Origin of the sequence: Agromyces badenianii (assembly GCF_003070885.1) — a bacterium.
GTDB classification, from domain to species: Bacteria; Actinomycetota; Actinomycetes; order Actinomycetales; family Microbacteriaceae; genus Agromyces; species Agromyces badenianii.
Genome location: NZ_CP028913.1, coordinates 2,366,216 through 2,390,498, shown reverse-complemented (window position 1 = coordinate 2,390,498; position 24,283 = coordinate 2,366,216). Strand labels below are relative to the sequence as shown.

Sequence of the window (24,283 nt, the reverse complement as noted above, 5' to 3'; positions counted from 1 at the left end):
TCCGCCTGTTTTCGACAGCGGGTCAGGTCACTGGGCGTCTGCCAGGCGAGTGATCGCCTCGGCGAGCACCTCGGGCGTGCACGCGAAGTTGAGCCTGGCGTGCCCGCGGCCGACGCTCGCACCGAACGCCGGCCCGTTGGCGAGGGCGACCTTCGCGTGCTCGAGTGCGTAGGCGGCCGGGTCGTCGCCCCAGCCGAGCGCGGTGAGGTCGAGCCAGGCGACGTACGTCGCATCGGGCACGCGGTAGCGCACGCCCGGGAGTTCGTCGGCGAGGAGCTCGGCGAGCAGGCGTCGATTGTCGTCGAGGCTCGCGAGCACGCCGTCGAGCCACGGGCCCCCGTCGCGGAAGGCCGCGACCGACGCGATCGACCCGAACTGGCTCATGCGCCACTCGACCTCGTAGGGAAGCGCGGCGCGCACCCCGTCGCCGCGGTCGCTCGCGGTCAGGATGAGCGCCGCCTTGAGGCCCGGGATGTTGAAGGCCTTCGACGCCGCGGTGACGGCGACGCCGTGCTCGCGGGCTGCGTCGGACACGGTGAGGAACGGCGAGTAGTCGACGCCCGGCTGCACGAGCGGTCCGTGCACCTCGTCGGAGACGATCGTGACGTCGTGCCGGGCCGCGATCTCGGCGAGGGCGGCCAGCTGCGCGGCATCCGGAACCAGGCCGATCGGGTTGTGCGGATTGCAGAGCACCATCGCCCGGGCGCCGGCCGCGAAGGCCGCGTCGATGCCGTCGAGGTCGAGCGACCAGCCCTCGTCGATGCCGCCGAGCATCGGCACGTCGACGACCCGAGTGGATGCCTCGGTGACGAGGTCGAAGAACGGCGGATAGATCGGCGGGGTGATCACGACACCGTCGCCGGGTGCGGTGACCCGGCGCAGCACCTCGACGATGCCGAGGCTCACGTCGGCGGTGCAGGTCACGCGTGCCGGGTCGACCTCCCAGCCGAGCCGGGCCGCGGCGAAGCCCTGGAAGGCCTCGGCGACCTGACGGCTTCCCGAGGAGTACCCGGTGTCGGAGCGTTCGATCGCGGCGCGCAGTGCCGCGGCGATCGGCTCGGCGAGCGGATAGTCCATCTCGGCGATCGGCAGCGGCAGCACGTCGGCCGGATACGCGCGCCACTTCGCGCTCGTTCGAGCACGGAGGGCGTCGATCGGCTCGGCTGTGATGCGTTGCATGGCTCCAGCTTGCCGCAGAACGGGCGCCGGTGGCAGGGGGTCGCCGACCGGGGTAGTCTGGTCGGCTGCCCGCCGGGCGGTGCGGTCCGGGTGCGTTCGCCCCGGCCGCGGACCGAACGGATCTCCCCATGGGTTTCATCGACGTCAACGGCGTCTCCTTCTCACTCCCCGACGGCCGGCCGCTCCTGGCCGACCTGGCCTTCCGGGTGACGGATGGCGCGACCACCGCGCTCATCGGCGCGAACGGCGCCGGCAAATCGACGCTGCTGCGCATCGTCCGCGGCGAGCTCCGCCCCGACGAGGGCAGCGTGCAGCTCGACGGCGGCCTCGGCGTGATGGACCAGTTCGTCGGCACCGGGCAGACGGTGGAGGGCGCCGCCGAGACGGTCGCGGGCCTGCTCATCTCGGTCGCGCCGACCCGGGTGCGCGCGGCGGCGATCGAGCTCGAGGCCTCCGAGAATGCGCTCATCGAACTCGACGACACCGCCGCGCAGATGCGCTACGCCACCGCGCTCGCCGAATACGCCGAAGCCGGCGGGTACGAGCAGGAGGTCGTCTGGGATCACTGCACGATCGCGGCGCTCGGCATCCCGTTCGAGCGCGCGAAGTGGCGTGAGCTCGCAACGCTCTCGGGCGGCGAGCAGAAACGGCTCGCGCTCGAGGCCCTGTTCCGCGGCCCCGAGCAGGTGCTGCTGCTCGACGAGCCCGACAACTCCCTCGACGTGCCGGGCAAGCGCTGGCTCGAGTCGCAATTGCGCGCCACGCCGAAGACGGTGCTGCTCGTCTCGCACGACCGGGAACTCCTCGCCCGAGCGGCCGACCGCATCGTGACCATCGAACTCGGCGCGGCGGGCAACACGGCGTGGGTGCACGGCGGCAGCTTCGAGGGCTACCACCGGGCCAGGGAGGAGCGCTTCGAGCGCCTCGACGAGCTGCGCCGTCGCTGGGACGAGCAGCACGCGGCACTGAAGACGCTCGTGGCGACGCTCAAGGTCAAGGCGACGTACAACGACGGGATGGCCTCGCGCTACCAGGCGGCGGTGACACGGCTGCGCAAGTTCGAAGAGGCCGGGCCGCCCGAGGAGCGCCCGCCGGCCCAGGCAGTGTCGATGCGGCTCCGGGGCTCGCGCACGGGCAAGCGCGCGGTCGTCGGCGAACGGCTCGAGCTCACCGGCCTCATGAAGCCCTTCGATCTCGAGGTCTGGTACGGCGACCGGGTCGCCGTGCTCGGCTCGAACGGCTCGGGCAAGTCGCACTTCCTCCGCCTGCTCGCGGGCGGCGGCACCGAACCCGACCGCACCCTCGGGCACATCACGACCGTGGGGGAGTCGCTCGCGCGGGTGCCGCACACCGGCCGGGCGGTGCTCGGTGCCCGGGTCGTGCCCGGCTGGTCCGCGCAGAACCACGAGCACCCCGAGTACCGCGGCCGCACCCTGCTCGACATCCTGCATCGCGGCGACGCGAATCGCGACGGCATGGCGCGCGAGGCGGCGAGTTCCGCCCTCGACCGGTACGGGCTCGCGGCATCCGCGCAGCAGGCCTTCGAGTCGCTCTCGGGCGGCCAGCAGGCGCGGCTGCAGATCCTCCTGCTCGAGCTCTCGGGCGCGACGCTGCTGCTGCTCGACGAACCCACCGACAACCTCGACCTCGTCAGCGCCGAAGCCCTCGAGGAGGGCCTCTCGCGGTTCGACGGCACGGTGCTCGCGGTCACCCACGACCGCTGGTTCGCACGTGGCTTCGACCGGTTCCTGGTGTTCGGCGGCGAGGGCGAGGTCTACGAGTCGGATGCCCCGGTGTGGGACGAGGCGCGGGTGGCGCGCGCCCGCTGAGGCGCGCCGCCCCCGACGCCGCAGGCGGTCACGGGGGCGGGCCGGTAGGGTTGAGTGGTGACCCAGGAGATCGAGATCGGCCGCTCCAAGCGGGGCCAGCGCGTCTACGCATTCGATGACATCGCCATCGTGCCGAGCCGGCGCACCCGCGACCCCGAAGACGTCTCCGTCGGCTGGTCGATCGACGCGTACCAGTTCGACATCCCGTTCCTCGCCGCGCCCATGGACTCCGTCGTCTCGCCGCAGACCGCGATCATGATGGGCCAGCTCGGCGGACTCGGGGTGCTCGACCTCGAGGGCCTCTGGACCCGGTACGAAGACCCCGAGCCCGTGCTCGCCGAGATTCGCAACCTCCACCCCGAGCACGCCACGGCACGCATGCAGCAGCTCTACTCCGAGCCGATCAAGCCCGAACTCGTGACGGAGCGACTCGCCGAGATCCGCGCTGCCGGCGTCACCGTCGCGGGCGCGCTCTCGCCGCAGCGCACCCAAGAGCTCTACGAGACCGTCGTCGCCGCGGGCGTCGACCTGTTCGTGATCCGTGGCACCACGGTGTCTGCCGAGCACGTCTCGAAGAACCAGGAGCCGCTGAACCTCAAGAAGTTCATCTACGAACTCGACGTGCCCGTCATCGTCGGCGGCGCCGCGACGTACACCGCGGCCCTGCACCTCATGCGCACCGGCGCCGCGGGCGTGCTCGTCGGCTTCGGCGGGGGAGCGGCGTCGACGACGCGGGCCACGCTCGGCATCCACGCTCCCATGGCCACGGCGGTCGCCGATGTCGCGGGCGCGCGCCGCGACTACCTCGACGAGTCGGGCGGCCGCTACGTGCACGTCATCGCCGACGGCGGAGTCGGCAAGTCGGGCGACATCGTGAAGGCGATCGCGTGCGGCGCCGACGCGGTCATGCTCGGTGCGGCCCTCGCGCGGGCGACGGATGCCCCGGGCGGCGGCTACCACTGGGGCGCCGATGCGCACCACCCGAAGCTCCCGCGCGGCCAGCGCGTGCACGTCGGCCAGGTCGCTCCGCTCGAAGAGGTGCTCTACGGCCCGGCGCCCTCGGCCGACGGCGTCACGAACCTCATCGGGGCGCTGAAGCGCTCGATGGCGACCACCGGCTACTCCGACCTCAAGGAGTTCCAGCGGGTCGACGTCGTCGTCGCCCCGTACCAGTCGTCCTGAGCGGCGCGGTCCACCTGAGCGGCGCAGTCGTGATCGAGGTCGTCGCCCCGTACCAGTCGTCCTGCGCGGCGCGGTCCAGAGTGCCGGTTCCGTAGCGCGCAGGCGGGCGCTCGGGTAGCGTGGAAACGGATCGCGCGGCCTCGCCGTGAGGCCGCGGGGATGGGGTACCACGATGGCGAGACTCAAGTCCGTGACACGTTCGACGAAGCTCGGACCCGAAGAGCGTGAGGCCGCGATCGCGCGGCTGAAGGAGAAGGAACTCGACATCCTCGTGGTGGGCGGAGGAATCGTCGGCACCGGTGCCGCACTCGACGCCGTGACCCGGGGACTCTCGACCGGTCTGCTCGAAGCCCGCGACTGGGCCTCGGGCACCTCGAGTCGATCGTCGAAGCTCGTGCACGGCGGCATCCGCTATCTCGAGCAGCTCGATTTCCGGCTCGTGCGCGAGGCGCTCATCGAGCGGGGCCTGCTGCTGCAGCGCATCGCGCCGCACCTCGTGAAGCCCGTGCGGTTCCTCTACCCGCTGAAGACCCGCATCTTCGAGCGGTTCTACGTGGGCGCGGGCATGATGCTCTACGACATCTTCAGCTACACCGGCGGCCGGCCGCCTGGAGTGCCGCACCACCGCCACCTCTCCAAGCGCCAGGTGATGCGGGCGATCCCGTCGCTCTCGAACGATGCGCTCGTCGGCGGGCTCACCTATTACGACGCGCAGGTCGACGACGCCCGGTATGTGGCTTCTCTCGCCCGCACCGCGTCGTTCTACGGCGCACACGTCGCGAGCCGGGTCAAGGTCGAGGGCTTCGTGAAGGTCGGCGAGCGCGTCGTCGGCGTGAAGGCGCACGACCTGCAGACCGGCGAGCACTTCGAGATCCGCGCGAAGCAGGTCGTCAACGCGACCGGCGTATGGACGGACGACACGCAGCGCATGGTCGGCGAACGCGGCACGTTCAAGGTGCGCGCCTCGAAGGGCATCCACCTCGTCGTGCCACGCGACCGCATCCAGTCGGCCATGGGCATGATCTTCCGCACCGAGAAGAGCGTGCTGTTCGTGATCCCCTGGGGGCGGCACTGGCTGATCGGCACGACGGACACCGACTGGAACCTCGACAAGGCGCACCCCGCTGCGACCGCCGCCGACATCGACTACCTGCTCGAGCACGTCAACGGCGTGCTCGGCATCCCGCTCACGCGAGAAGACGTCGAGGGCGTCTACGCGGGCCTGCGACCTCTGCTGGCGGGCGAGAGCGACCAGACCTCGAAGCTCTCGCGCGAGCACATCGTGGCGCACACCGTGCCCGGACTCGTCGTCGTCGCGGGCGGCAAGTGGACCACGTACCGGGTGATGGCGAAGGACGCGATCGATGCGGCCGCCGACGCGCTCGACGGCAAGGTGCCGAAGTCGACGACGCAGGACATCCCGCTGCTCGGCGCAGAGGGATACCAGGCGGCGTGGAACAAGCGCGGCAAGATCGCCCGGGCCTTCGGCGTGCACGAGGTGCGCATCGAGCACCTCTTGAATCGCTACGGCACGATGACCGACGAGCTGCTCGACCTGATTCGCGAAGACGCGTCGCTCGGCGAACCGCTGCCGGGTGCCGACGACTACCTCGGCGCCGAGGTCGTCTACGCGGCATCGCACGAGGGCGCCCTGCATCTCGACGACGTGCTCGCCCGCCGCACCCGCATCTCGATCGAGGCGTGGGACCGAGGGGTCTCCGCCGCGCCGGTCGCCGCGAGGCTCATGGGCGGTGTGCTCGGCTGGGATGCCGCGCGCCAGAGCCTCGAGGTCGAGCGCTACCTGGAACGCGTCGCAGCCGAGCGCGCCTCGCAGGAGCAGCCCGACGACGAGTCGGCGGATCGCGCACGTCTCGAAGCCCCCGACATCGTGAAGGTGGACTGAGCTCTCAGCAGCGAACGTTCAGTCAGGCGGGGTCCGGTAGGAGGGCTCCCCGCCCATCAGTCGCGCGGTGCTGAGCTCGAAGGACACGTCGCGGAATCCCGCGCTGAGGTCGCCGTCGGCGTGATTCTCGTCACGCCGAGCACGAGCACACCGATCGTGTGCAGACGATCGACCGCGCCCTCGGCCAGGGGAGCGACATGGGACGCAACGTTGCCGTAATGAGCTGCAACGGGATGGGAGACTGTCTTGGGTCGCGCGGGGGAGTTGCGCCATTGGGGAGAGGATGATTCGTGGAGCTGCGCGACTATGTGAGGATCCTTCATAAGAGTTGGCTCCTGATCTTGGCCTGTCTGCTGACCGGTATCGGCCTCGCAGCGGTCTACTCGATCCTCGTCGCACCGAAGTACGTGGCCACCACCGAGCTGTACGTCTCCGTGCGGGCCGGCGACACCGCGGTGACCGGTGACCTCGTGCAGGGAACGACCTTCGCCCGTCAAGCGGTGACGAGCTACGTCGACGTGGTCGACAGCGCGATCGTGCTCGACCGGGTCATCGAAGACCTGGAACTCGACACGTCGACCGCGGCGCTCAGCGGGCAGATCGTCGCGAGCTCGCCGGTCAACTCCGTGCTGATCGACATCACGGTGACCGACCACGACCCGGGGCTCGCAGCCGAGATCGCGAACTCCACCGGGCGCAACTTCGCCGACATCGTGGTCAACGACCTCGAGAAGCCCGAGGGCGGTGGTGCGAGCCTCGTCAAGATCGAGACGATTCAGCCGGCCACAGTTCCCAGCGCTCCGTCGAGCCCGAACGTGCCGCTCAATCTCGTGCTCGGTGCGCTGATCGGCCTCGCGGTCGGCATCGGCATCGCCGTGCTTCGCTCGGTGCTCGACACCCGCATCCACTCCCTGCACGACATCGGGCAGATCACCGACAAGCCGATGCTCGGCGGCATCGCACTCGACCCGGATGCGAAGAAGCGCCCCCTGATCGTGCACGCCGACCCGCGCAATCCGCGCACGGAGTCGTTCCGCAGCCTGCGCACGAACCTGCAGTTCGTGAACCTCGACGGCGGGCCGCGCAGTTTCGTGATCGCGAGTGCCGGCCCGGGTGAGGGCAAGTCGACCACCACCGCGAACCTCGCCATCTCGCTCGCCGAGACCGGCGCCAAGGTCGCCCTCATCGACGGCGACCTGCGCCTGCCGAAGATCGCCGACTACATGGGCATCGAGGGCGGCGTGGGGCTCACCGATGTGCTCATCGGCCGTGCCGAGCTCGTCGACGTGCTGCAGAAATGGAGCCGCAACCACCTCTACGTGCTGCCAGCCGGGCGCATCCCGCCGAACCCCAGCGAGCTGCTCGGCTCGGCCGCGATGGCCCGAGTGCTCGAAACGCTCACCTCGCAGTTCGACTACGTGCTCATCGACTCCCCGCCGCTGCTCCTCGTGACCGATGCCGCGGTCGTCTCGAAGCTCACCAGCGGTGCGATTCTCGTGGCCGCCTCGGGCTCGACGAAGAAGCAAGAGCTCGCGGGTGCTGTGCGCGCGCTCGACGCGATCGGCAGCCGTCTGCTCGGCATCATCGTCACGATGCTGCCGACGAAGGGGCCTGGCAGCTACGGGTACGGCACCTACACCTACGGCATGTCGCACGATCTCGAGGGCACCTTCGACGTCGACGCGACCCGTGAGCGACCGCGGGGCGCTCGCTCATGAGCTTCCGCATCCTGACGGTCTGCACGGGCAACATCTGCCGCTCGCCGCTGGCCGAGCAACTGCTGCGCCGTGAGCTCGCCGGCATCGAGGGCGTCACGGTCGCCAGTGCGGGCACCGTCGCGCTCGTCGGCCACGGCATGACGCCGGAGGCCCAGACGATCTCGACGCGCCTGGGGGCGACGGATGCCTCGGCGCACGTGGCCCGCCTCCTCACCGAGCAATTCATCGCAGAGTCCGATCTCGTGCTCGGCCTCGCCCGCGAGCACCGTCGAGCCGTCGTCGAGCTCGTGCCGGCGGCGACCCGTCACACGTTCACGTTGCGCGAGTTCGGTCGCCTTGCGGCATCCGTCACCGATGCCGACCTCGATGCCTCGGTCTCGCCGTTCGCTGGGCCCGTCGAAGCCGGTCTCAGCTCCGCCGCCCGCATCGCCTCGAACCTGAAGATCGCGGTGCAGGCCGCAGCGTCGCTGCGCGGCGTGGTCGAGCCGCTCGAATCGCCTGACGATGCGGATGTCATCGACCCGTATGGTCAACCCGTCGCCGTCTACGAGGAGTCGACCGCGCAGCTGGTGCCCGCCCTGCAAGCCACGGTGTCGCTGCTCGCGCGCGCCGCACAGCTCACGCAGGCGCACCGATGACAGCGCCGCGACGAGCAGGGAGGTCTCGCCGCAACAACAGACTGTGGGCGGGCGCTGGTCTCATCGCACTCGCCGTCGTCGTGCTCGCCCTCACGTTCGTCGCGCTCACCCAGAATCGTTCGGTGCCCGGCGCCGGCACGACGCCGGGCAGCTCGCCCTCAGCGACACCTGAAGCGACCAGAAGCGAGCCGCCATCCGCCACGCCGGCGCCGGTGGCGAGGCCGCTCGCGGTGCCCGGCCGTCTGATCGCCGCGATCGACGCGAGCTCGGCGGTGCGCGCGGGCGCGACCGCCTGCCCTGAGCCCACGACGATCGAGGTCACCTCCGACGGCGGAGCGACGTGGGAGACGGCAGAACCGGCCCCGGTCTCCGAGGTACAGCGCGTGGCCGCCGGCGACGACGCGTTCGTCGACCTGATCGGCCTCGGCGTCGAGGGCTGCGCGCCGGCCTACGAACGCTCGTTCACCTCGGGCGATGCCTGGCAGCCGGTGCCCGAAGAGCTCGACGCATCGTGGTTCGTCGATCCGTCGAACCGGGCAGGCGTTCACGCACCCGCCGGCGACCTGTCCGCACCGTGCGGCGTCGTGGTACAGCTCGCGGTGATCGATGCGAACGCAGCGGCCGTGCTGTGCGAAGACGGCTCCGTGCACGCGACGAGCGACGCGGGGGCGAGCTGGCGTTCAGCGGCCCCGGTGGTCGGCGCTGCGGCGATCGGTACCAACGGCACCGCGTACCGGGTCGCGGTGGTCGATCAGAACGGATGCGTCGGCGCCCAGCTCGTCGAGCTCACCGCCGGCGACGCCGGACTCGTGCCCGGTGCCGCGGGCGCGTGCCTCGCAGCGACGGTCGGTGCAGGCGAGGTCGCCGTGGACTCGGTTGTCGGCGGCGCAACATGGCTGTGGGCGGGCGATGCCCTCGGCCGATCTGAAGACGGGGGAGTGTCGTGGCTGTGACGCCAGCACGCGAGCATTCTCGAGCCGATGAATCGCCGCACTCGCGGCAGCCGAATCGACGCAGCTCTGCGCGGATGCCTTCATCTGGCCGAGCGACGGAAGCGAATCGATTCGGACGTGGATCTTCAACATCCCCAACCTTTCGAATGATGGAGATGCCCCATGGCAAAGACTGACAGTCCCGAGCGGATCCTGGAACGCGGGTTCCGTGCGGCCCGGCCGGTGCGTCTCAGCACACAGTTCGGGCTCGACGCGGGAGCGTGGGCGCTTGCAATCGTTCTCGCCGAGGTGTTCAGGTACGAGTTCGATCTCTCCCAGGTCGCTGTCGTGCCGATGTTGTTGCTGATCGCCTCCGCGGTCGTGCTCCAGCTGGCGATCGGATGGACCTTCCACCTGTATCGGGGTCGATTCACCTACGGCACCTTCGAAGAAGTCAGAGCGCTCTCTGCTGCGGTCGTCGTCGTCGCCGTCGTTCTCTGCGTGCCGACTGTCCTCTTCGGCACGAGTCTCAGCATCCCCCGCAGCACCATCCTCATCGCCCTGCCGATCGGCTTGCTGTTCATGTGCGCGGCGCGCTACATGAAGCGGCTGTATGTCGAGCGCAGAGTACGGCCTGGACTCGATGCCCAGCGTGTTCTGGTGTACGGGGCCGGGTATCTGGGTGCGACGCTCATCCGCCGCATGATGACGGACCCGGACTCGCCGTATCTGCCGGTGGCATTGATCGACGACCAACCTGCATATCGGAATGTGCGGCACAGCGGTGTCGCCGTGCGCGGCACGCTCAGCGACCTCGAACGTATCGCGTCGGAGACCGACGCGTCTGCGATCGTCGTCGCGATCGCCAGCGCAGACGCGAGCTTCCTCCGTCGGGTGAATGACGAGGGCGAACGATTGGGACTCCACGTCAAGGTGCTGCCGCGACTCGACGAGATCCTCTCCGGTGAGAAGCAGCCGTCCGACCTTCGAGACATCTCGATCGAAGATCTCATCGGCCGGCATCCCGTGGATACCGACGTCGGTTCGATCGCCGGATATCTCGCCGGCAAGCGCGTGCTCGTGACGGGTGCGGGCGGATCCATCGGGTCCGAACTCTGCCGTCAGATCGTCCAGTACGGTCCGGCTGAGCTCATCATGCTCGACCGTGATGAGACCGGCTTGCAGATGGCGCAGCTCGGCACTGCTGGTCATGGACTGCTTGATACGCGTGACGTCGTTCTCGCAGATATCCGCGACGTGCCAGCACTGCAGGCGGTGTTCGAGGAGCGGCGCCCCGAGGTGGTCTTCCACGCCGCGGCGCTGAAACACCTCCCGATGCTCGAGCAGTACCCCGACGAAGCGTGGAAGACGAACGTGATGGGCACGCTCAACGTGCTGAATGCGGCACGCGAGGTCGGTGTCGACACCTTCGTCAACATCTCCACCGACAAAGCCGCGAATCCGACCAGCGTGCTCGGGCACTCGAAGCGGGTTGCCGAGAAGTTGACCGCGTGGATGGCGACTGAAACCGGGTTGCGTTACCTGTCGGTGCGCTTCGGCAATGTGATCGGAAGCCGGGGATCGATGCTGCCGACGTTCTCGGCGCTCATCAAAGCCGGTGGGCCGATCACGGTCACTCACCCAGAAGTCACGCGGTTCTTCATGACGATTCCGGAAGCCTGCCAACTCGTCGTTCAGGCCGGCGGGATCGGTAAGCCTGCAGAGGTGTTGATTCTCGACATGGGCGAGCCCGTTCGCATCCTGGATGTCGCGGAGCGGATGATCGAAATGTCGGGCAAAGACATCGAGATCGTCTTCACGGGTCTGCGTGAGGGCGAGAAGCTGCACGAGGAACTCGTCGGCGCATCGGAATCGACCGACCGGCCGCTTCACCCGAAGATCTCGCATGCGCGCGTCAACAGCATCTCTCCGGAGCGATTGGACAAAGCCGGCTGGGAGGCGAGGATACGGAGCGCGCGTCGGACCAACGAAGCGGCGGTGCTCGGCCTCGGCGATGGGGCCCTCGTCCGCAACGCAGAGGATTCGCAGCGTGACTGAGCGCATCTACATGTCTTCGCCCGATGTCGGCGTGCTCGAGGAGCAATTCGTCGTCGACGCGCTGCGTTCGGGTTGGGTCGCACCGCTCGGCCCGCACGTCGATGCGTTCGAAGCAGAGGTCGCGTCTCGCGCCGGAGTCGGACACGCTGTGGCGTTGTCGTCAGGCACGGCAGCTCTGCACCTGGGGCTCGTCACACTGGGAGTCGGTTCGGGCGACATCGTGCTCACATCGACGATGACCTTCGTCGCTACGGCGAATGCGATCATGTACACCGGTGCGGAGCCGTACTTCGTCGACTGCGATCCCGTGACCGGCGAAATGGATCCCGCGCTGCTCGCCCAGGCGCTGGCCGAGTTGAGTGCGGCCGGAGAGCACGTGGCCGCGATCGTGCCGGTCGACCTCCTCGGCAAGTGCGTCGACTACACCTCGATCGAGCGGATCGCGACGGAGTATGGCGTGCCGCTGCTCGCCGATGCCGCCGAATCTCTTGGCGCGAACCACCGGGGTCGTGCGGCCGGGTCGTTCGGGCGTGCCTCGATCCTCTCGTTCAACGGCAACAAGATCATGACGACGTCAGGCGGGGGCATGCTGCTCACCGACGACGAGGCGTTCGCGTCGCAGGTGCGATACCTCTCGACGCAGGCCCGTCAACCCGCGGTGCACTACGAGCACACCGAGATCGGCTTCAACTACCGCATGAGCAATCTGCTCGCGGCGTTGGGCCGAGCGCAGCTGTCGCGTCTCGATGAGATGATCGCGAGGCGCCGCCTTCATCGCGAGCGTTACAAGGCGCTCTTCGCAGACGTGCCAGGAGTCGAGATCTTCGGTGCAGCTGATGATCAGCATGACAACTTCTGGTTGACGGCGATCGTGGTCGACCCCACCGTCGCAGGCTGGGAACCGTCGGATCTCGGCGACTGGCTCGGTGAGGAAGCCATCGAATCACGGCCGCTCTGGAAACCGATGCACATGCAGCCGGTGTTCGCCGATCACCGTGCAGCATTGAACGGGTCATCCGAAGCGCTCTTCCGCACTGGGCTGACGTTGCCGAGCGGTTCGGCGCTCACCCCCGACCAGGTGCGCCGAGTCGACGAGCGCATCGGGAAGTTCCTGGAGGCTCGGCGGTGAGCGCAACCCGGCCGTACGACCGTATCAAGCGGGTCATCGATGCCGTCGGCGCCGGCGCCGGCCTCGTGGTGCTCTCGCCATTGCTGCTCGCCATCTCGATCGCGGTGGCGTGCAAGATGGGTCGGCCTGTCTTGTTCGTTCAGGAGCGACCCGGTCGTGATGGAAGACCCTTTCGCCTCATCAAGTTCCGAAGCATGCTCGATGCAGACCATCGGAACGGCATCCATTCCGACGCGGATCGGCTGACCGATTTCGGGCGTACGTTGCGCTCGACAAGCCTCGACGAGCTTCCCGAACTGTGGAACGTCCTTCGTGGAGAAATGAGCTTCGTCGGGCCGAGACCTCTGCTCATGTCGTACCTGGGTCGTTATTCGCCTGAGCAGGCACGTCGGCACGAGGTGCGTCCGGGCATCACGGGACTCGCACAGGTGAGCGGTCGCAACGCCGTTGGGTGGGATGACAGATTCGAACTCGATGTCGAGTATGTCGATCGACGGAGTTTGATGCTCGATGCGCACATTCTGTGGCGGACGATCCATTCGGTGCTTCGACGAGACGGTGTCGCAGCAGAGGGGCACGTGACGATGCCCGAATTCGGCGGGTCGACTCAGACGCCATCCGGGCACGGCGGATAGGTGGCCGAGATGCTTCATGTCGTGGTGGTCGGCGCGGGCGGGTTCGGTCGGGAAGTACTCGATGTTCTTGAGGCTCTGAACGAAGGCAGCCCGGCCGCGCGGTACGTCGTGGACGGAGTGATCGACGATTCGCCGAGCGAGTTGAATCTGAGCCGGCTCGCTGATCGCGGTTATCGGTACCTCGGTTCTCTGGATGAGTATCTCGCGCGAGGCGGCGCGGCCCGCTATGTGATTGGAATCGGCGCTCCACAGATCCGAGCTCGGGTCGTGATGAAGATCGGCGACAGGCTCAGCCCGATCGACCCGATCGTGCACCCCAAGGCAAACTTCGGTAGCCGTGTCACCCTCGGAGCGGGATCTGTCGTGTGCGCAGGCGTGAGCATGACGACGAATATCTCGTCAGGCGATCACGTTCACGTGAATCCGAACGTCTCAGTCGGGCACGATTCCATGTTGGGCGATTACGTCTCGCTCAACCCCGGATGCGCAATATCCGGGGACGTCGTCATCGGCGACCGAGTACTCGTCGGAACGACTGCCGCGATTCTGCAGGGACTGACGATCGGCGCAGATGCCGTCGTCGGTGCAGTCGCTTGCGTCACCCGCGATGTTGCGGTCGGCCAGACGGTCATCGGGGTCCCCGCACGGCCACAACAGCCTGCTGCAGCTCCGGTACCGGAGCCGCAGAGTACATCGCAAACCCCAGATCGGAGGCGCTAAGTCTTGAGAGTACTGATTACCGGCGGTGCAGGGTTCATCGGTTCGAACCTCGCCCGTTATTTCGCCCTGCACGACCCATCAGTCGATATCCGCGTGATTGACGATCTGAGCACGGGTCGCATGACCAATCTCGATGGTCTCGATGTCGATATCCGCGTCGCTTCGGTCGCTGACGCTGATGCAATGCGATCGGCGGTTGAAGATGTCGACGCGATCGTCCATCTTGGAGCGCTCGGGAGCGTGCCGCGCTCGATCAACGACCCGATGGCAAGTCATGTCGCGAATCTGACTGGAACCCTCACAGTCCTGGAAGCAGCACGATCCGTCGGTGCGTACGTGGTTTTCGCATCGTCGAGCTCGGTCTATGGAGCGAACCTGAAGCTCCCGAAGTCCGAATTCGACTGGACCCGCCCGATGAGTCCGTACGCTGTGACCAAGCTCGGCGCCGAAGGGTACACGCTGGCATATCAGTTCGCGTACGGCCTGGAGACGCTTGCCTTCAGATTCTTCAACGTCTACGGGCCGCTCCAGCCCGCTGATCATGCATATGCCGCGGTGATCCCTCGATTCGTCGATGCAGCGCTTGATGGCAGGCCGCTCGTCGTGCATGGAGATGGGCTTCAGTCGCGAGACTTCACGCACGTCGAAAGCGTCTGTGCGGCTCTTTTCACAGCATCAGTGGATCGAATCGTCGCCCCGGATCCAGTCAACCTCGCGTTCGGTACGAACACGACCTTGCTGGAACTGATCGAAGTCCTTGAAGCCGAACTCGGATTCAAGGTGGCTGTGGAGCACACCGAGAGCCGTGTCGGGGATGTGCGCGCATCGCAGGCGGATGGGCTTCGAATCAGGGAGTACTTCCCGCAGATCGCACCGGTGCCGCTGGCGGCGGGGGTCGCGACAACCGTCGATTGGTTCAAGAGACAGCGCGGCCAGGCCTGATGACCGGCGATCGTCGCGTCGTTGTACTCGGAGTGACCGCTGACGTATCGCTGTCGTTGATGCGCGGCTTCCCGGAGTATCTCAGCGCGCACGGGTGGAAGGTACATGTCGTGTCTTCGACCGGTCCACGGCTCACGGAGCTTGGAACATCGGGTGAGGTGACAACGCACGCCCTCAAGATGGCTCGTGAGCCGGCGCCGTTCGCCGATGCATCGTCGCTCGTTTCGTGGGTGCGACTTCTTCGGCGGATTCGGCCGGACGTCGTGATGGTGGGCACACCGAAGGCGGGCCTTCTCGGATTGGTCGCCGCCGTGCTCACGCGGGTTCCAGTGCGCGTCTACCATGTGCGCGGCCTTCGGCTTGAGACCACGCGTGGGCTGGCGCGTCGCGTGTACACGCTGCTCGAACGAATCGCCTTCGCAACGTCGACGACCGCGATAGCGGTCAGTTCGAGTCTTCGCGACCGCCTGATTGATCTGCGCCTAGCCCAGGGCGATCAAGTCGTGGTGCTGGGGCGCGGAAGTTCGAATGGTGTCGATACCAAGAGATTCCGACCTGCCGACCCGTCAGCTCTCCGCGACGCCGGCGCCGAACGTGCACGGATCGGACTCGCGGGGGTTCCTACGGTCGGTTTCGTCGGTCGGTTGACGCGGGACAAGGGCCTCGAGGTTCTTGCCGAAGCCTGCAAGCGTCTTGCAGACGACGGTGTCGATCATCAGCTCCTCGTCATCGGCGACGTCGAGGAAGCCGAGTCGCGCCTGGTGCTCGATCAACTGGGCGCCGGCGGGTACCCTCCGGTCGTGCTGGGGCACGTTCCAGACACCGCGCCCTACTATGCCCTGATGGATGTCCTCTGCCTCCCGACATTTCGTGAAGGCTTTCCCAACGTCGTCCTCGAGGCATCTGCAAGCGGAGTACCGGTCGTGACGACCGATGCGACAGGTGCTGTCGATTCCGTGGTCGACGATGTCACGGGGAGCATCGCGCGTGTCGGCGATCCAGTCTCCCTGGCGGCAGAGCTCGCGCGCTTGCTGACGAATCCAGAGCGCGCGAAAGCGATGGGACAAGCGGGACGTGAGCTCGTTGTTGCCAGCTACGCCCGAGACGTGGTCTGGATGCAGACCGAGTCGTTTCTGCGCAACCTACGGGCCCGACGAGCCTGACCAGGATGAACAGCACCGTGTACCTTTCCGCGGCGCTACTGATGATTGCGTCGTCGATGCGGCCAGACGCATCGGCAACGCTCAAGCGATGGAGGTTGCTCCGGTGAGCGAACTTGTCACGGTTACGTCGTACGGGAGAGCCGCCGGCAGCGCGAGAGTGCGAGTGTTCGATTGGCTCGATTGGTTGGAGCTCGACGCGCGCTCCGCGACGTACATGGGTGGGTCTTCGAACGCCCCGAGCTCATTGCTGCGGCATCCGAAGGAGGTTGCTGTCGCCGAGACCGGACTCCGCAGGTTGAGATCGGAGATGAGAGGACGACGACTCCTTCTCTCCCGTCAAGCAAGTCCGTTGAGCAGTGGCGCGCTTGAGCGGGATCTTCTGGCTGCTGCGAGCCTTGGCGTCTACGACTTCGACGATGCACTGTACCTGCCGACAGCTTCGCTCACAGGACGGCTGTTCCCGAAGGAGAGGATCTGGCGCCGTGCTGTGGAGGCGGCTGACACCGTCATCGCGGGCAACTCGGTCTTGGCGGATCAGGCGAGTCAGCTCAATCGCAACACCGTCGTGATTCCCAGCTGTGTCAATCCGAATGAGTATCGGATGAAGACCGACTTTCATCTGAGCGAGACCCCTCGCGCCATCTGGATCGGGTCTCCCAGTACCGAACGATTTCTCCAAGCGATTTCCGCGGAGCTCTTGCACGCACATCGAACGCACGGGCTGCGACTGACGATAGTCAGTGCCGGGGAAGCGCCGCTCGGGGCACTTGATGCAATGGTGGACCGCGTCGGATGGGACATCGGGACTTTCGCGAACGTTCTTGCGTCCGCGGACTTCGGCGTGATGCCGCTACCGGATGACCCCTGGAGCCGAGGCAAGTGTGCCTACAAGCTCCTGCAGTATGGGGCTTCTGGTCTGCCGATGATCGGGAGCCCGGTTGGGGCGAATCGCGAGGTGCTCTCGCTGTCCGAAGGTCTGGCCCCCGAAACGGAGTCCGATTGGGTCGACGTGCTCGAAACGGTCATCAATGAAAGCGCGACGGCTCGAGCGGCGCGCGGGGTCGCAGGTCGCCGCGCGATCGAAGCGCATTACAGCTTCCGAGCGTGGCAAGGCGAGTGGTGCAGGGCGATGGATGTCGAGTGACGATTCCAGACTGAATCTGCACGTCGCGTCAGGAGCGATGAGCTGAGACCGCCCAGAACGCGGCGGACGAGCAGGTAGCGATCGTGTACGCCCAGATCGCACCAAGAAGACCTGCGAATATCGCGCCCGAGATGGGCAGTACCACTGCGAGCAGCGTCTGCACGAGACGTGCACGGACGATCCGTTCGGCAGTCGCATGCTGACGCGCGATGAGGTAGTAACTGTGGCCAAGCATGTTTCCCGCGACGAAGAGTCCGGTCGGAAGAGCGAACGGCGTCAAGTCGTTGAGTGCGCCGAGGTCGAGATCTAGCGCATTCAGTAACAGCAGAGCGCCTGAAGCGATACCGCCCACGGCAAGAGACAGCCCGAGCAGACCGATCAAGGTCGATCGGTTGACCAGTTTCGACAGAGGCAACGTCGACAGCTTGGGGCGGATCGGATTCAGAAGGAGGCGCACCGGTGCTGCGACGTTCGACACCGCGCGGTAGATGCCGAAATTCGCGACCCCCAAGATCGGCGCCAGCACGTATGGGGTACCGATGGCTGCGGTATCCATGACGAGGGAATCACGAAGCAGCGGCGATATCGCATGACGATTGCGGCGCACCCAAGTGCCGATGACCGTTGGTGGCATCGGCACCGCGATGCGTGAGCAGAGCGCGCTCGACATCGACGCGAGAGCCCAAGCACTCATGACTGCTTCGAGGCTCCCTCGCGCGTACGTGAGGATCAGGATGAGTGCGCCCACCACGGCGAGCATTCCGACGACATCTCCGGCAATGACGCCGCCCCATTGGCCCGAGCGCATGCTGTGGAATCGGGCACTCGCGCGATACACCGTGCCGAACACCGCAAGCGCCGCCAGCCACCATGACGGCGCGAGTGGCGGTATCAGCAAGGCGACCGCCGAGGCTACGAGTGCTGCAATTCCGCTGAAGTAGATCGTGACCGACGCGTAGGATCGCCAATCTGAAAGGGTTCCCGCGAGTTCCGATCGTACCCAGGCCTCGCTGACGGCCGAGAGTGAGACGGAGAGCGCGAACGCCCCAACCAGATAGATGATCGAGAAGTATCCGAAGGAGGCGGCATCCAGGGAGATGAGCGCGACGATTTGCATGCCGATTGCGGCGACGGCCGCCGCTACCGTCGTGAGGACGATCCGGAGAAGACGCACAGAGGTGATGCGATCCCTAGAGTCGCACGACGTTCGGACCGCGAAGGCGGTTGCGCGTGTCCAGCACAGGCGTCGAAGAGCGTCCGAGCAGCTCGAGGTCGAAATCTGTGTGGTCGGTCAGCAGGATCACCAGATCGGCCGAATCGATCGTCTCGGAGGTGAGTTCGGCTTGCTCCACGTGCGCGGGCCAGCGGTGGGCTTCGACGTGACCGTCGGCACCCTTCACCAGGGCGCCGCACTCGAGCAGCAGCTCGATGAGTCGAAGCGAGGGCGACTCGCGGATGTCTCCGGTGTCTCGCTTGTACGCGAGCCCGACGAGCAGCACACGGGAGTCGCGAATCGCAGAGCCCAAGTCGTTCAGCATGCGCATGGCGCGCTGCAAGACGTAGTCGGGCATGTGGTCGTTCACATCATTCGCGAGCTCGACGAACCGGAAGTTCTGGCCGAGTTTGCGTTTCACCTGCCACGACAAGTAGCTCGGGTCCACCGGCAGGCAGTGTCCGCCGACGCCGGGACCGGGCGTGAAACGCATGTACCCGAATGGCTTCGTCGAGGCGGCGTCGATCGCCTCCCAGACGTTGACCCCGAGCTGGTGTCCGAAGATGGCAAGCTCGTTCACGAGAGCGATATTCACATGACGGAAGGTGTTCTCCAGCAGCTTCGTCAGCTCAGCCTCTTTCGGCGAGCTCACTGGCACCGTACGGTCGACGAGCGAATCGTAGAACCCTTGCACGACCTCGAGGGAAGGAGCGTCGATTCCGGAGACGACCTTGGGGGTGTTGACGAAGCCCCAGACCGGGTTGCCCGGGTCGATGCGCTCCGGGCTGTAGCCGGCGTAGAAATCCTTGCCGGCAGTGAGGCCGGAACCGCTCTCGAGGATCGGGACGAGCAACTCCTCGGTGGTACCCGGGTACGTTGTCGACTCCAGGATGACGACAGCTCCTGCACGGAGGTTCGCTGCGAGTGAAGCTGCTGACGATTCGATGAAACTCAGATCGGGAAGTGTCTCGTGCAGCGGCGTCGGCACGGTGATCACGGCGATGTCGAACTCTGCGCTGTCTGAATAGTCGTTCGTCGGCATATAACGGCCAGACGCGAGCGCTGATTGCAGCGTGGCCTCGGAAACGTCGTCGACGAAGGAGATCCCATCTCGTAACGCAGCGACACGCGCGTCGTCAAGGTCGACACCTACGACGTCGTATCCGACCTCGACCGCTCGCATCGCGACTGGAAGCCCGACATACCCCTGCCCGACGACGACGACTTTCTTGCCCATGCGCTACTTCCCCCACCGTTCCAGGTCTTTGAGGGCTCCAGTCTATTGGCAGCGGCCCACGGGTCCTGTGCGTGGCCGCCCCCGAACGCGCTCCACCAGACGGCAGCGGTGGGCTTCGCACCGGACGTCCTCACAGTCGGATTCGCCTCATCGCCGTGATCGGATTCGCTGAACATAACCGTGAGGGTATGAGGGCCGGCTGGACGCATGCCAGAGGCGCGGAGACCATTGAAACGTCGCGCAAGGCTGTAGGTGCCGGTCGCTGCGCTTGTCGCGCTCCAGCCTTGGGCGGCGTTGCGGCATCTTTCCGCGGGGCGCGGGATCTGCCCGCTCGACGATGCCGTCCATCGATGGAGAAGTCCCTGCGGCGGAAATGATCCTCGGCGTCGATGCGTCGAGAACCACCGATTCGGCCTTCATGAACAGTACGGAAACACTGGACTCGACGGCGAGCCGAGCGCTCGAAGAACCCGTGCACCAGCTCTCCGGTGTGTGCGTCCGCGATCGATCATCGTCGAAGCGGACTAGCCGGTCGTCGGCTGACCGGCGCCATAGACTGGGACGCATGGGTGATGTCCGTCGGGTCTTTGGCGGAAGCGTCGGCGGCTGATGCTCAAGATGATGTTGCGCCCTCGATGGGTGCTCGCACTGCTGCTCGCCCTCGGCATCGCGGCGGCGTTCGCGTTGCTCGGCCAGTGGCAGCTCGAGCGAGCCGTCGAGCAATCGGTGGTGGTGGAGCGGCCCACTGAGGAGGTGCGCCCGTTCGCAGGCGTCGCCGAACCCGACCGGCCGACCGAGCAGGCCGCGACCGCGCAGCTCGTCGAGGTGACGGGCACCGTCGTGCCGGGCGACACGGTCATCGTCGAGGGCCGGCTGAACGACGGCGTCGCCGGGTACTGGCCGGTCGTGCACCTCGAGGTGACGGATGGCACGCCGGGAGGGCTGCCGGTCGCGCTCGGCTGGGCGCCCGACGAAGAGACTGCGCGCGAGGCCGCCGAACGGTTCGAAGCCTCCGTCGACCCGGCCGCTCCCGTCACGCTCGTCGGTCGATTCCTGCCGAGCGAGGCGCCGATGGCCCCTGCCGACGATGCCGACCCGTTCTCGATGCAGACGGTGGCGGTGGCGCAGCTCATCAACGTGTGGGCCGATTTCGACGACCGGCCCGTCTACTTCGGGTACGTCACCGCGGCCGAACCGCCGGCAGGACTCGATGCGATCGCTTCGCCGCCGCCCGAGGAGGAGGCGCAGCTCGACTGGCTCAACGTCTTCTACGCCATCGAGTGGGCAGTCTTCGCCGGGTTCGCGATCTACCTCTGGTACCGCCTCGTGCGCGATGCGGTCGAGCGCGAGCGCGAGCGCGAGGAGCAGGAGGAGGCCGAGGCATCCGCCTCCCGCGAGGCCGCGGTCGGGGCCCCACCCGCCGACTGACGTCGTCGATGCGGACCGCCGTGCACCCGCTCGACGCCACGTAGACTGTTCCCATGCCCCTCGAGCCGAAATCCGCCGATCTGCCGCGCATTCGCGGGGCGCTCAAGCTCTATCAGGTGGCCTCGGTCATCACGGGCGTGATGCTGCTCCTGCTGTGTGCCGAGATGATCATGAAGTACGCGTTCCATCTCGAGCTCTTCGCGTTCGGCGACCAGGGCGTGCTCGCATTCGCCCCCGTGATCGAGACCGCCGCGGGGCTCGAGTCCACGGGCACGGGTGCCAACCTCTCGACCGGCATCCTCATCGCGCACGGCTGGTTCTACGTCGTGTACCTCTTCAGCGACTTCCGGCTCTGGAGCCTCATGCGCTGGCCCTTCAGCCGGTTCATCATCATCGCGCTCGGCGGCATCGTGCCGTTCCTCTCGTTCTTCCTCGAAGCTCGCATCGGACGAGAGGTGCGCGACTACGTCGACCACCGCGAGGCCGACGGAGCCGCGACTTCAGACCGCACCGACTCTTCCGACACCGTGGAGGCCCAGCAGTGACCGATCAGCCCACCCAGCAGCGGCCGGTTCTCGTCGTCGACTTCGGCGCCCAGTACGCACAGCTCATCGCGCGGCGGGTGCGCGAGGCATCCGTCTACTCAGAGATCGTGCCGCACACGATCACCGCGGCAGAGGTCGCGGCGAAGAACCCGATCGGCATCGTGCTCTCGGGCGGGCCGTCGTCGGTCTACGAAGACGGGGCCCCGAAGCTCGACGAGGGCATCCTCCAGCTCGGCGTGCCGACGCTCGGCATCTGCTACGGCTTCCAGGTGATGGCGAAGCAGCTCGGCGGCGAGGTCGCGCACACCGGGCTCCGCGAGTACGGCGCCACGGCCGCGACGGTGACGGATGCCTCGGGCAACGCCCTGCTCGAGGGGCAGCCGGTCGACCAGACCGTGTGGATGAGCCACGGCGACTCGGTCTCGCGCGCGCCCGAGGGCTTCGAGGTGCTCGCCTCGACGGCGTCGACGCCCGTGGCCGCGTTCGCCAACGACGAGAAGCGCTTCTACGGCGTGCAGTGGCACCCCGAGGTCAAGCACTCCGAGTTCGGCCAGCGCATCATCGAGAACTTCCTGCACCGTGCCGCCGGCATTCCCGCCGACTGGAACTCGGGCAATGTCATCGCCGAGCAGGTCGAGCGCATCCGCGCCCAGGTCGGCTCGGCCCGCGTCATCTCGGCACTGTCGGGCGGCGTCGACTCCGCGGTGTCGACCGCCCTCGTGCAGCAGGCCGTCGGCGACCAGCTGACCGCGGTCTTCGTCGACCACGGGCTGCTCCGCAAGGGGGAGCGCGAGCAGGTGCAGCAGGACTATGTCGCCGCCACGGGCGTGCGCCTCATCACGGTCGACGTGGCCGACATCTTCCTCGATGCGCTCGCCGGGGTCACCGACCCCGAGGAGAAGCGCAAGATCATCGGCCGGGAGTTCATCCGCGCCTTCGAGCAGGCCGAGCGCGACCTCGTCGCCGAGGCGGCCGCCGACGGACAGCCGATCAAGTTCCTCGTGCAGGGCACGCTCTACCCCGACGTCGTCGAGTCGGGCGGCGGCGCGGGCACGGCCAACATCAAGAGCCATCACAACGTCGGCGGCCTGCCCGAAGACCTGCAGTTCGAGCTCGTCGAGCCGCTGCGCACCCTGTTCAAAGACGAGGTGCGCGCGATCGGCCGCGAGCTCGGGTTGCCCGAGACGATCGTCGGCCGCCAGCCCTTCCCAGGGCCGGGCCTCGGCATCCGCATCGTCGGCGAGGTCACCCGTGAGCGCCTCGAGCTGCTCCGCGAGGCCGATGCGATCGCGCGTGAAGAGCTGACGAACGCGGGCCTCGACCACGAGATCTGGCAGTGCCCCGTCGTGCTGCTCGCCGACGTGCGCTCGGTCGGCGTGCAAGGCGACGGCCGCACCTACGGACACCCCATCGTGCTGCGCCCCGTCTCGTCGGAAGACGCGATGACCGCCGACTGGACGCGCCTGCCCTACGACGTGCTGGCGAAGATCTCGAACCGCATCACGAACGAGGTTCCCGAGGTCAATCGGGTCGTGCTCGACGTCACGTCGAAGCCGCCGGGCACCATCGAATGGGAGTGAGTTCGGCCGCGGAGGCGGCCCGCCCGCTTCCGCTCGACCGCTGACGAAGGCCGGCACCCCGACGGGTGCCGGCCTTCGTCGTGCCAGGTGCGGGCGATCCGTTGAGGTGCAGGGAGACGGCCCATGCTGCCAGACTTGGCGCATGGGGGTCGTCGAGAACTCGAAGTTGACGGTGGTCGGGGCAGGCAGCGTGGGCACGAGCCTCGCCTATGCGGCGTTGATCCGGGGTGCCGCGAACGAGGTGGCGTTGTACGACATCGCGCGCGAGAAGGTCGAGGCCGAGGTGCTCGACCTCGCGCACGGCACGCAGTTCACCGGCTCATCGGTGAACGGCGGCGCCGATCTCGCCGTGGTGGCGGGTTCGCACGTCATCGTGGTCACCGCCGGCGCGAAGCAGCAACCCGGGCAGTCCCGGCTCGATCTCGCCGGCACGAACGTGCGCATCCTCGAAGAGCTGCTGCCGGCCCTGCTCGAGCGGGCGCCCGACGCCGTGATCGTGCTCGTCACGAACCCCGTCGACGTGCTCACGGTCGCGGCGCAGCGCATCACGGGCCTGCCGCCGCACCGCATCTTCGGCTCGGGCACCGTGCTCGACACCTCGCGGCTGCGCTGGCTGCTCGCGAAGCGGGCCGGCGTGACCATCAGGAGCGTGCACGCCGACATCGTCGGCGAACACGGCGACACCGAGTTCCCGCTGTGGTCCAACGCCCGCATCGGGCCGGTGCCGATCCTCGAGTGGCGCGGCGCCGAACCGTTCACGGCGGGCGAGCTCGACGAGATCGCCCGCGAGGTTCGGGATGCCGCGTACACGGTGATCCGCGGCAAGGGCGCGACGAACTACGCCATCGGCCTGGCGGGGGCGCGCATCGTCGAGGCGGTGCTGAGCGACGAACGAGCGGTGCTGCCGGTCTCGACGGTGCTCAGCGGCATCCGGAATCTCGACGGAGTCGCCCTGTCGCTGCCGAGCGTCGTCGGCGGCGACGGTGCCGTGCCGGTCGACGAGACGCCCTTCTCGGCCGAGGAGGAACGCCTGCTCGCGGCGTCGGCCGATGCGATTCGCGCCTCGGTCGCGACGCTCGGGCTCTGAACCCGGGGGGCGCCGGCGCAG

20 protein-coding genes are annotated in these 24,283 nt (G+C 67.3%); 17 read left to right on the top strand and 3 right to left on the bottom strand.

Translation table 11 applies throughout. From position 1 onward, the window contains the following. Positions 1 to 27: 27 nt before the first annotated feature. The gene (locus tag DCE93_RS11285) at positions 28 to 1,179 is read right to left on the bottom strand and encodes a MalY/PatB family protein (protein WP_108595963.1); all 1,152 of its coding nucleotides are present in this window, start codon (positions 1,177 to 1,179) and stop codon (positions 28 to 30) included. 128 nt (positions 1,180 to 1,307) lie between these two features. Here DCE93_RS11285 and DCE93_RS11280 point away from each other — a divergent pair, with 128 nt between their 5' ends. From DCE93_RS11280 to DCE93_RS11220, 13 genes are all read left to right on the top strand, one after another. Continuing rightward, complete coding sequence (locus tag DCE93_RS11280) at positions 1,308 to 3,008, top strand: ABC-F family ATP-binding cassette domain-containing protein (RefSeq protein WP_108595962.1); 1,701 nt, start codon at positions 1,308 to 1,310, stop codon at positions 3,006 to 3,008. 57 nt (positions 3,009 to 3,065) lie between these two features. Further along, positions 3,066 to 4,190: a GuaB3 family IMP dehydrogenase-related protein gene (locus DCE93_RS11275; RefSeq protein WP_108595961.1), complete on the top strand. Its 1,125-nt coding sequence runs from the start codon at positions 3,066 to 3,068 to the stop codon at positions 4,188 to 4,190. A gap of 172 nt (positions 4,191 to 4,362) precedes the next feature. Continuing rightward, positions 4,363 to 6,093: a glycerol-3-phosphate dehydrogenase/oxidase gene (locus DCE93_RS11270; protein WP_205647428.1), complete on the top strand. Its 1,731-nt coding sequence runs from the start codon at positions 4,363 to 4,365 to the stop codon at positions 6,091 to 6,093. Positions 6,094 to 6,383: 290 nt separating this feature from the next. Next, on the top strand, positions 6,384 to 7,811 hold the full coding sequence (locus DCE93_RS11265; protein WP_108595960.1) for a tyrosine-protein kinase domain-containing protein: 1,428 nt from the start codon (positions 6,384 to 6,386) through the stop codon (positions 7,809 to 7,811). Next, on the top strand, positions 7,808 to 8,449 hold the full coding sequence (locus DCE93_RS11260; RefSeq protein WP_108595959.1) for an arsenate reductase/protein-tyrosine-phosphatase family protein: 642 nt from the start codon (positions 7,808 to 7,810) through the stop codon (positions 8,447 to 8,449). Before DCE93_RS11265 ends, DCE93_RS11260 begins: the two co-directional genes overlap by 4 nt. Then, positions 8,446 to 9,402 (top strand): hypothetical protein, encoded by a 957-nt coding sequence (locus DCE93_RS11255; RefSeq protein ID WP_146184983.1) that lies wholly within the window; start codon positions 8,446 to 8,448, stop codon positions 9,400 to 9,402. Before DCE93_RS11260 ends, DCE93_RS11255 begins: the two co-directional genes overlap by 4 nt. A 162-nt stretch (positions 9,403 to 9,564) precedes the next feature. Then, the gene (locus DCE93_RS11250; RefSeq protein WP_108595957.1) at positions 9,565 to 11,439 is read left to right on the top strand and encodes a polysaccharide biosynthesis protein; all 1,875 of its coding nucleotides are present in this window, start codon (positions 9,565 to 9,567) and stop codon (positions 11,437 to 11,439) included. Beyond that, entirely contained in the window at positions 11,432 to 12,568 is a 1,137-nt protein-coding gene (locus tag DCE93_RS11245; RefSeq protein ID WP_205647427.1) for a DegT/DnrJ/EryC1/StrS family aminotransferase, read from the top strand. The genes DCE93_RS11250 and DCE93_RS11245 overlap by 8 nt, the downstream gene beginning before the upstream one ends. Continuing rightward, positions 12,565 to 13,203, top strand: coding sequence for a sugar transferase (locus tag DCE93_RS11240; RefSeq protein WP_108595955.1), 639 nt, complete (start codon positions 12,565 to 12,567; stop codon positions 13,201 to 13,203). The genes DCE93_RS11245 and DCE93_RS11240 overlap by 4 nt, the downstream gene beginning before the upstream one ends. A 9-nt stretch (positions 13,204 to 13,212) precedes the next feature. After that, positions 13,213 to 13,923 (top strand): acetyltransferase, encoded by a 711-nt coding sequence (locus DCE93_RS11235; RefSeq protein ID WP_108596742.1) that lies wholly within the window; start codon positions 13,213 to 13,215, stop codon positions 13,921 to 13,923. A gap of 3 nt (positions 13,924 to 13,926) precedes the next feature. Further along, complete coding sequence (locus DCE93_RS11230) at positions 13,927 to 14,865, top strand: NAD-dependent epimerase/dehydratase family protein (protein WP_108595954.1); 939 nt, start codon at positions 13,927 to 13,929, stop codon at positions 14,863 to 14,865. Continuing rightward, complete coding sequence (locus DCE93_RS11225; protein WP_108595953.1) at positions 14,865 to 16,028, top strand: glycosyltransferase family 4 protein; 1,164 nt, start codon at positions 14,865 to 14,867, stop codon at positions 16,026 to 16,028. The genes DCE93_RS11230 and DCE93_RS11225 overlap by 1 nt, the downstream gene beginning before the upstream one ends. Before the next feature lie 349 nt (positions 16,029 to 16,377). Beyond that, entirely contained in the window at positions 16,378 to 17,172 is a 795-nt protein-coding gene (locus DCE93_RS11220) for a glycosyltransferase (RefSeq protein ID WP_168186210.1), read from the top strand. Between the two features lie 28 nt (positions 17,173 to 17,200). On the opposite strand, the gene DCE93_RS11215 is transcribed toward DCE93_RS11220, so the two are convergent. Both DCE93_RS11215 and DCE93_RS11210 read right to left on the bottom strand, forming a co-directional pair. Continuing rightward, positions 17,201 to 18,346, bottom strand: coding sequence for an MATE family efflux transporter (locus DCE93_RS11215; protein WP_108595951.1), 1,146 nt, complete (start codon positions 18,344 to 18,346; stop codon positions 17,201 to 17,203). Positions 18,347 to 18,362: 16 nt separating this feature from the next. Further along, on the bottom strand, positions 18,363 to 19,622 hold the full coding sequence (locus tag DCE93_RS11210) for a nucleotide sugar dehydrogenase (protein WP_108595950.1): 1,260 nt from the start codon (positions 19,620 to 19,622) through the stop codon (positions 18,363 to 18,365). 609 nt (positions 19,623 to 20,231) lie between these two features. Here DCE93_RS11210 and DCE93_RS11205 point away from each other — a divergent pair. The 4 genes from DCE93_RS11205 (at position 20,232) to DCE93_RS11190 (ending at position 24,262) form a co-directional block, all read left to right on the top strand. Continuing rightward, a complete protein-coding gene (locus tag DCE93_RS11205; protein WP_108595949.1) occupies positions 20,232 to 21,050 on the top strand; it encodes an SURF1 family protein in 819 nt (272 codons plus the stop codon). A gap of 53 nt (positions 21,051 to 21,103) precedes the next feature. After that, entirely contained in the window at positions 21,104 to 21,595 is a 492-nt protein-coding gene (locus DCE93_RS11200) for a DUF3817 domain-containing protein (protein ID WP_108595948.1), read from the top strand. Further along, positions 21,592 to 23,175: a glutamine-hydrolyzing GMP synthase gene (gene guaA / locus DCE93_RS11195; protein WP_108595947.1), complete on the top strand. Its 1,584-nt coding sequence runs from the start codon at positions 21,592 to 21,594 to the stop codon at positions 23,173 to 23,175. The genes DCE93_RS11200 and guaA overlap by 4 nt, the downstream gene beginning before the upstream one ends. 142 nt (positions 23,176 to 23,317) lie before the next feature. Further along, on the top strand, positions 23,318 to 24,262 hold the full coding sequence (locus DCE93_RS11190) for an L-lactate dehydrogenase (protein WP_108595946.1): 945 nt from the start codon (positions 23,318 to 23,320) through the stop codon (positions 24,260 to 24,262). Positions 24,263 to 24,283 lie beyond the last annotated feature (21 nt).